7 protein-coding genes and 1 pseudogene are annotated in these 7,495 nt (G+C 69.9%); all 8 read right to left on the bottom strand.

Annotated features, from left to right (window positions below):
- On the bottom strand, positions 1 to 896 hold an 896-nt coding region (gene rnc, locus GA0115259_RS33850), incomplete at its 3' end, for a ribonuclease III (RefSeq protein WP_237540688.1).
- 19 nt (positions 897 to 915) lie between these two features.
- Positions 916 to 1,089 carry a 50S ribosomal protein L32 gene (rpmF, locus tag GA0115259_RS33845; RefSeq protein ID WP_030753522.1) on the bottom strand — a complete coding sequence of 58 codons (174 nt, stop codon included), beginning with the start codon at positions 1,087 to 1,089 and terminating at the stop codon, positions 916 to 918.
- 2 nt (positions 1,090 to 1,091) lie between these two features.
- Positions 1,092 to 1,727 (bottom strand): YceD family protein, encoded by a 636-nt coding sequence (locus GA0115259_RS33840; protein ID WP_093604005.1) that lies wholly within the window; start codon positions 1,725 to 1,727, stop codon positions 1,092 to 1,094.
- 174 nt (positions 1,728 to 1,901) lie between these two features.
- On the bottom strand, positions 1,902 to 3,074 hold the full coding sequence (locus GA0115259_RS33835) for a cell division initiation protein (RefSeq protein ID WP_093604003.1): 1,173 nt from the start codon (positions 3,072 to 3,074) through the stop codon (positions 1,902 to 1,904).
- 98 nt (positions 3,075 to 3,172) lie between these two features.
- The gene (coaD, locus tag GA0115259_RS33830; RefSeq protein ID WP_202450592.1) at positions 3,173 to 3,652 is read right to left on the bottom strand and encodes a pantetheine-phosphate adenylyltransferase; all 480 of its coding nucleotides are present in this window, start codon (positions 3,650 to 3,652) and stop codon (positions 3,173 to 3,175) included.
- Between the two features lie 26 nt (positions 3,653 to 3,678).
- Positions 3,679 to 4,263 (bottom strand): 16S rRNA (guanine(966)-N(2))-methyltransferase RsmD, encoded by a 585-nt coding sequence (rsmD, locus tag GA0115259_RS33825; RefSeq protein ID WP_093603999.1) that lies wholly within the window; start codon positions 4,261 to 4,263, stop codon positions 3,679 to 3,681.
- A 141-nt stretch (positions 4,264 to 4,404) separates the two neighbouring features.
- Entirely contained in the window at positions 4,405 to 6,648 is a 2,244-nt protein-coding gene (recG, locus tag GA0115259_RS33820; protein ID WP_093603997.1) for an ATP-dependent DNA helicase RecG, read from the bottom strand.
- 138 nt (positions 6,649 to 6,786) lie between these two features.
- Positions 6,787 to 7,495, bottom strand: a pseudogene (locus GA0115259_RS33815) (dihydroxyacetone kinase); the annotation flags it as partial.

Below are 7,495 nucleotides of genomic sequence, written 5' to 3'. Positions count from 1 at the left end.
CCCGCCTCGACGCCCGCTTCGGCGTCGGCATCGGCTTCCGCGTCGGCATTGGCTTCCGCCTCGGCTTCGCTGTCGGCCCGGGCCCGTACCTGGGCCACGGCTTCCGCGTCGGAGCCGGCTTCGTCCGGAGCACCGGCGGCCGTACGCTCCGCCGTCGCCCGCTCCTCCGCCGCGGCCTTGATGGCCCGCCACGCGGACTCCGCCGCCTGCTGCTCCGCCTCCTTCTTGCTGCGGCCGGTGCCGGTGCCGTACGAGACACCACCGACGCGGGCGGCAGCAGTGAAGGTCTTCTCGTGATCGGGACCCGTTTCCGTGACGAGATACTCGGGAACACCGAGACTCTCCGCCGCGGTCAGCTCCTGGAGACTGGTCTTCCAGTCCAGGCCGGCCCCGAGGTTGGAGGACTTCTCGATCAGCGGATCGAAGAGCCGGTGCACCAGCTCGGACGCCGCGTCGAGGCCCTGGTCGAGATAGACCGCGCCGATCACCGCTTCAAGGGTGTCGGCGAGGATGGACGCCTTGTCCCGGCCGCCCGTGCCCTCTTCACCACGGCCGAGCCGGATGAAGGAGCCGAGTTCGAGGCCGCGGCCCACTTCCGCCAGTGCGCGTGAGTTGACCACCGCGGCCCGCAATTTGGCCAGTTGGCCTTCAGGCAGATCCGGGTGGGTGCGGTACAGCGTGTCCGTGACCACCAGTCCGAGCACCGAATCCCCGAGGAATTCGAGCCGCTCGTTGGTGGGCAGACCGCCGTTCTCGTACGCGTACGAACGGTGGGTCAGCGCACGCACCAGAAGGGCGGTCTCGAGCTGATACCCGAGCCGCCCTTCCAGAAGCGTGTGGGACGAGGCCGAACTGCCATTGTCTGGCTGCTTCTTGTCAGGGGACAGTTCAGACATCGAGCCTCTCACCAGCCGCTCAGACCTCGAGGACCTGGCGCTTGTTATAGGTGCCGCAGCTCGGGCACGCGATGTGCTGAAGCTTCGGCTCCTGGCAGCGCTCGCACGCAACCAGGGTGGGGACCGCAGCCTTCCACTGCGACCGGCGGTGGCGCGTGTTGCTGCGCGACATCTTCCGCTTCGGAACAGCCACGGCTACTTCTCCTGCTTCTCGTCGACGCCCGCATCGGCGCCGCCCATGTTGTCCTTCTCGCCGTCCTTGACGGTCTCGGCGAGTCCCTGCAGTGCCGCCCAACGGATGTCGACGGCGTCATGGTGGTGGCCCGGATCCCCGTCCAGCCTGATGCCGCATTCGGCACACAGACCGGCGCAGTTCTCCCGGCACACCGGCTGCATCGGCAGTGCGAGCACCACCGCGTCACGCAGCACGGGTTCGAGGTCGAACAGTCCGTCCTCGATGAAGAGCCTGTCCTCGTCGTCCTCGTCCACATCCGGCTCCGCGCGCAGGCGGCCCCGGTCGTCGGCGTCGTGGTACGAGAACAGCTCCTGAAAGTCCGCCGTCACCTCTTGGCGCAACGGCTCCAGACACCTTACGCACTCGCCCTCGGCCATGGCACGGGAGGTGCCCGTGACGAGCACTCCCTCCATGACCGATTCGAGGCGGAGGTCCAGCTCCACCGGAGCGCCCTCGGGTGCTCCGATCACCCCCGCGATACCGAGGTCCTTGGGGGCGGGCACCGGGCGGGTCAGCCTCTGGAGCGCACCAGGGCGCCGCCCCAGCTCGTGTGTGTCGAACACGAGGGGGTTGCGGTGGTCGAGACGCGCGTTCAGGGCTTTTCCCGCTTTCGGATCGTGTGGGGGCCGCTACCGTCGCGGAAGCGGACCGGGCAGCCGGGCCCGCAGACATACGCGCTTACACGCATACACGCGGCCGAAGAGCCAGGGTACTGGACCGGCCGCCATAGGCCCAATCCGGTGCGTTCCGGCCCGTACGGTCCGCCGGAGTCAACGGCCCTGTTCGTAGCGGCGGAGCTGATCCATGTCGATCATGCTGGTGTCGAAGAGGCTGGTCTCGTCGAGGGCGCTCTGCGGCTCAGGAGCCGCGGGCAGTGCGGGCAGCGCCGGGAGCTGGGCCTGAGGCGCGGCGGGCTGCTGCCAGCCGTAGTTCGGGTCGTATCCCTGGTTCTGCACCTGGCCGTAGTCCTGCTGCTGGTACGCGTACGGGTCCTGCTGATAGGCGTACGCGTCCTGCTGCTGGTAGCCGCCGTAACCGCCGTCGGCGGCGTACACCGGCTCCTGGTAGCCGGTCGCGGCGTACGCGTCGGCGGGCTGGGCGTAGACAGGCGCGGGTACGGGAGCGGCATCGGTGTACGACGGCTCGGGATCGGTGTACGACGGCTGCTGGGCCGGTACGGGCGGCGCGGCCGTGGCGCGTGGTGTCTCCGCGAGGTCCGCCAGATAGTCCGCGTCGCTGGTGCGTCCCTGCGGTCCCGCCGCGTCCTGGGCCGCCATGTGCGCGCCGAGATCGTCCGAGGCGATACGGCCGTGGAGCTTCTGCCGGCCGCGTCCGACGGCTTCGAGAGTCTTGGACAGTACGGCCTCGAAGGCGCCGAGCTTGGCGTCCACATAGTCGTCGGCACGCCGGATCAGGGTGTCGGGATCGGCGCTGTACTCGGGTGCGTCGTCGGCGTCGTCCGCCTCGCCCGTGCCGTATCCGTGGTCGTCCGCGCCGTGCCCGCGGCCGAGCAGCTTCTCCCTGCCGCGGTCGACGGAGCCGATGGTCTTGGTGAGGACGACCTCGAAGTTGGCAAGCTTGGAGTCGACGTAGTCGTCCGCCTCGGCGCGGATCTCCTCGGCCTCCCTGCGGGCCTCGTCGAGGATACGGGCGGCCTCGTCCTGGGACTGGCGGGCGACGGCGGTGTCGGAGATCAGCGCGGTGCGCTGGGCGTGGGCCGCCGCGATGATGCGGTCGGCCTCCTGCCGGGCCTGCTCGGCGAGCTGTTCATGGCCGCCGAGCAGCTCCTGGGCCTGCGCCAGCGAGCCGGGCAGCGCCTCCCGTACCTCTTCGAGCATCGCGAGCAGCTCGGCGCGGTTCACCACGCAGGACGCCGACATGGGCATGGAGCGGGCACTGCCCACCGTGTCGACGATCTCGTCGAGCTTCTTCTGCACGTCCACCGGTGCTCGCCACTCTCTCAGACTGGTTGGAAGACGGACGCAACGACTGTAAGGCCACCGCGAGCCCGTCCGACACCGGATGACGGACAGTCGGTGCGTCAGCGCTTGCCGAGGCGTTCCATCAAAGCCGTGTGGACGGCCGGAGGCAGCAGATGGGAGACGTCTCCGCCCCAGGTCGCGACCTCTTTGACCAGGGAGGACGAGAGGAAGCTGTAGGTGGGATTGGTGGGCACGAACAAGGTCTCGACGCCCGAGAGGCCATTGTTCATCTGGGCCATCTGCAGCTCGTAGTCGAAGTCGCTGACGGCCCGCAGGCCCTTCACGATCGCGGGGATGTCGCGCTCCTTGCAGAAGTCGACCAGCAGACCGTGGAAGGACTCGACCTCGACATTGCCGAACTCGGCGGTGACCTCGCGGATCAGAGCGATCCGCTCCTCGATCGTGAACAGTCCCTTTTTGGACTGGTTGATCATCACCGCGACATGTACGACGTCGTACAGCTTGGAGGCGCGGGCGATGATGTCGAGATGTCCATTGGTGATGGGGTCGAAGGACCCCGGACAGACGGCGCGGCGCAACTGAACTCCCTCGCTCTCCGGTCCGGTCATGGTGCGTCTTCGCACGTAGAGGCGGCGCGACCGTACCAAAGCGTTCCCTCGCCGTAGCGACGGGACCGCAGTGGCGCGAAACCCTCCGGCCAGCCGAACTCCCCACCCCGGGTGCTGCGTTCCACGGTGGCGACGGCATCGCCGCTGAGCCAGCCCTTCGTCCGTAGTGTGAGCAGAATCTCCCGAAGATCGTCATCCGTGACGGCATAGGGCGGATCGAGAAACACCAGGTCGTACGGCGTGTCCGGGACCGGGCCCCGCACGATCTGCTCGGCCTTGCCCGGCCGGACCTCCGCGCCGGGCAGGCCGAGCGCGGCGACATTCTCGCGGACGGTACGGACGGCGCGGCTGTCGGACTCGACCAGCAGGGCGTGTGCGGCGCCGCGCGAGAGCGCCTCCAGTCCTACGGCGCCGGAGCCGGCGTACAGATCGGCGATCCGGATGCCGTCGAGCGTCCCGAGGAGCGACTGCCAGCTGGAGAAGAGGCCCTCGCGCGCACGGTCGGAGGTGGGGCGGGTGCCGTGGCCGGGCGGGACGGCGAGGCGGCGTCCGCCGGCGGCACCGGCGATCACGCGGGTCATGGGTGTCGGGTCCTCAGGTCGTGTCGTGGGCAGAAGGGTCCGGGAGGTCCGGTAGGTCCAGGAGGTCTCGCCCCCACGATATGGCGTACGCACCGGGCGGGCCCGGCCGGTGCCGGTGGCTGTCTCAGGCCCTTGGCCGCGTCAGCCCTTGTCGAGGAACTGCTCGCGTTCCGTGTCCAGCAGCGCGTCCAGCGCCGTACGCAGCTCGGGCGAGTCCGTCAGCTCCGGATCCCGGGCGACGACCGCGACGGCCTCCTCGCGTGCCGCCGCGATGACCTCCTCGTCCTCGATGACCGCGAGCATCCGCAGCGAGGAGCGCGCACCGGACTGGGCCTGGCCGAGAACATCGCCCTCACGCCGCTGTTCGAGGTCGATACGGGACAGCTCGAAGCCGTCGAGGGTGGCGGCGACCGCGCCGAGCCTGGCCCTGGCGGGACTCGCCTCCGGCATGTCCGTCACCAGCAGACAGAGACCGGGCGCCGAGCCCCGGCCGACGCGCCCGCGGAGCTGATGGAGCTGGGAGACACCGAACCGGTCCGCGTCCATGATCACCATCGCGGTGGCATTGGGCACGTTCACACCGACCTCGATGACCGTGGTCGCGACCAGTACGTCCACCTCGCCCGCGGCGAAGCGGCGCATCACGGCGTCCTTGTCGTCCGGCTGCATCCGTCCGTGCAGAACCTCGATACGCAGCCCGGCCAGCGGTCCCTTGGTGAGCTGCTCGGCCACGTCGACCACGGCCAGCGGTGGCCGCTTCTCGGCGTCGTCGACGGCGGCCTTCTTGGCCTGCTGTGTCTTGCCGTTCTTTCCGTTCCCGCCGTTCTTTCCGTTCTCGTCCTCGTCATCACCGATGCGGGGGCACACGACGTACGCCTGATGGCCCTTGCCGACCTCCTCGCGCACCCGCTCCCAGGCACGGGCGAGGAAGTGCGGCTTGTCCTGGGCCGGTACGACATGGCTGGCGATCGGCGAGCGCCCGGCCGGGAGCTGGTCAAGGACCGAGGTCTCCAGATCGCCGAAGACGGTCATCGCGACCGTACGGGGAATGGGCGTGGCGGTCATGACCAGCAGATGCGGCGGCTGCTTGCCCTTGGAGCGGAGCGCGTCACGCTGCTCCACGCCGAAGCGGTGCTGCTCGTCCACGACGACCAGACCGAGATCGTGGAAGCGCACCTTGTCCTCGATCAGGGCATGCGTACCGATCACGATCCCGGCCTCGCCGGTGACCAGATCGAGCAGCGCCCGGCGGCGCGCGGCGGCGCCCATGGAGCCGGTGAGCAGCACGACCTTGGTGCCGTGCTCGGCGCCGCCCAGCATCCCGCCCTGGGCCAGCTCGCCCATCATCTCGGTGATCGAGCGGTGGTGCTGCTGGGCGAGCACCTCGGTGGGCGCCAGCATGGCGGCCTGGCCGCCCGCGTCGACGACCGCGAGCATCGCCCGCAGCGCGACCAGTGTCTTGCCCGAGCCGACCTCTCCCTGGAGCAACCGGTGCATGGGATGTTCGGTGGCGAGGTCCGCGAAGATCTCGGCGGTGACCTTCCGCTGGCCGTCGGTGAGAGTGAAGGGCAGCTCGGCGTCGAAGGCATCGAGCACACCGTCCGCCACGGGCTTACGGGCCACGGCGGGCAGTTGCGCGTCGGCGTGGCGCCGCCGGGCGAGGGCGACCTGGAGGACGAAGGCCTCGTCCCACTTCAGCCGCTGCCGGGCGTCCTCGATGTCCGCCTTGGTCTCGGGCCGGTGGACCTTGTACAGCGCCTCGGGCAGCGGGAGGAAGCCGCGGCCGTCCCGCAGCGCGGACGGCAGCGGATCGGCGGCCTCCACGGCCCTCGGCAGCACCGCGTCGACCGCTTTGGTGATCTTCCAGGACTCCAGTCCCTTGCAGGCCGGATAGATCGGGATCAGCTTGCCCGCGAAGTCGTCCACGGCGCTCGCCGTGTCCTCCACCGACTTGCCGCCGTCCCTGCCCAGCGGCACATAGGTGGGATGCGCGAGCTGGAGCTTACGGTTGAAGACGGACACCTTGCCGGCGAACATCCCACGGCTGCCCGGCGGGAGTTCCTTGTGCGGCTTGTGGATTCCCCGGCCGAAGAAGACCAGTTGGAGCCGGCCGCTGCCGTCGGTGAGCGTGATCTCCAGCCGCTGGCCTCTGCCGTGGTTGAACGTCAGGATCCGGGAGTCGGCGACCTGGGCGACGACGGTGACGTCCTCGTCCAGCGGCAGATCGGCGAGCGTGGTGAGCTGGCCGCGCTCCTCGTACCGCCGGGGATAGTGGTGCAGGAGATCGCCGACCGTGTGCAGGTCGAGCTGTTCGGCCATCACCTTCGCGGTGGCGGGGCCGAGCGTCTTCTTGAGAGGTTCATCCAGCGCGGACACGCGATCCATTGCACACCACTCCACTGACACACGTCGCGCACCTAGGGCCTCTCGTTTGGATCTGGCTGGGCTCGCGTGCCCGCCCGGCCGGACCCAAACGAAAGACCCTAGGCGTTTGCGCAGGTCGTGGCCGTGCCGAGGGCGTCGCTACTCCACGCCCACCAGCAGCGGCGCGGACTGCCGGCCGCCTCGGTAGACCACCGTGTCGACGGCGAGATGCCCGTCCCGTACGTATCGCTCCAGACGGTCGGCGAGGGCGTCGGGCACATCCTCGCCGAGCACCAGCGTCACCAGTTCACCGCCGGCCGCCAGCATCCGCGAGAGCACCGCCTCGGCCGTGGCGGCGAGATCGGCGCCGATGACCGCCACATCGCCGTCGATCAGCCCGAGGACATCACCGGCCTGGCAGATCCCTGCCATGGTCCAGGACTGCCGTTCGGCGAAGGCCAGTTCGGCGTAGCGCGTGGCGCCGGCGGCCGTGGTCATCGCGACCACGTCCTCGTCAAAACGGCGGTCGGGCTGGTGGACGGCGAGCGCGGCGAGGCCCTGGACGGCGGCCCTGGTCGGGATGAGGGCGACACGTACTCCTTCGGTGCGCGCCTGTTCCGCGGCGGCGGCAGCGGTGTGGCGCAGCTCCGTGTCGTTGGGCAGCAGGACCACCTCGCGGGCGTGCGCGCGGCGGATCGCCTGGACCAGTTCGCCGCTGGCGGGCGGCTCCCCGGGGCGCGCGAGCACGGTCGTCGCGCCGGCCTCGGCACACAGTCCGGCGAGCCCTTCGCCCGGGACGACCGCGACGACGGCCCGCTGGATCCGCTCGGGCGGCTCCTCGGCGGCGGCGCCGAAGTGGCTGGTACGG

Source organism: Streptomyces sp. MnatMP-M17, assembly GCF_900091995.1.
Lineage (GTDB): Bacteria > Actinomycetota > Actinomycetes > Streptomycetales > Streptomycetaceae > Streptomyces.
Note: the sequence above shows the minus strand (reverse complement) of the source record. Positions and strands in the feature narration are given on the sequence as shown.

Excerpts from the sequence above, each read along its gene's own strand:
- rsmD (WP_093603999.1), bottom strand. The coding sequence starts at position 4,263 with ATGACCCGCGTGATCGCCGGTGCCGCCGGCGGACGCCGCCTCGCCGTC.
- recG (WP_093603997.1), bottom strand. The coding sequence starts at position 6,648 with ATGGATCGCGTGTCCGCGCTGGATGAACCTCTCAAGAAGACGCTCGGC.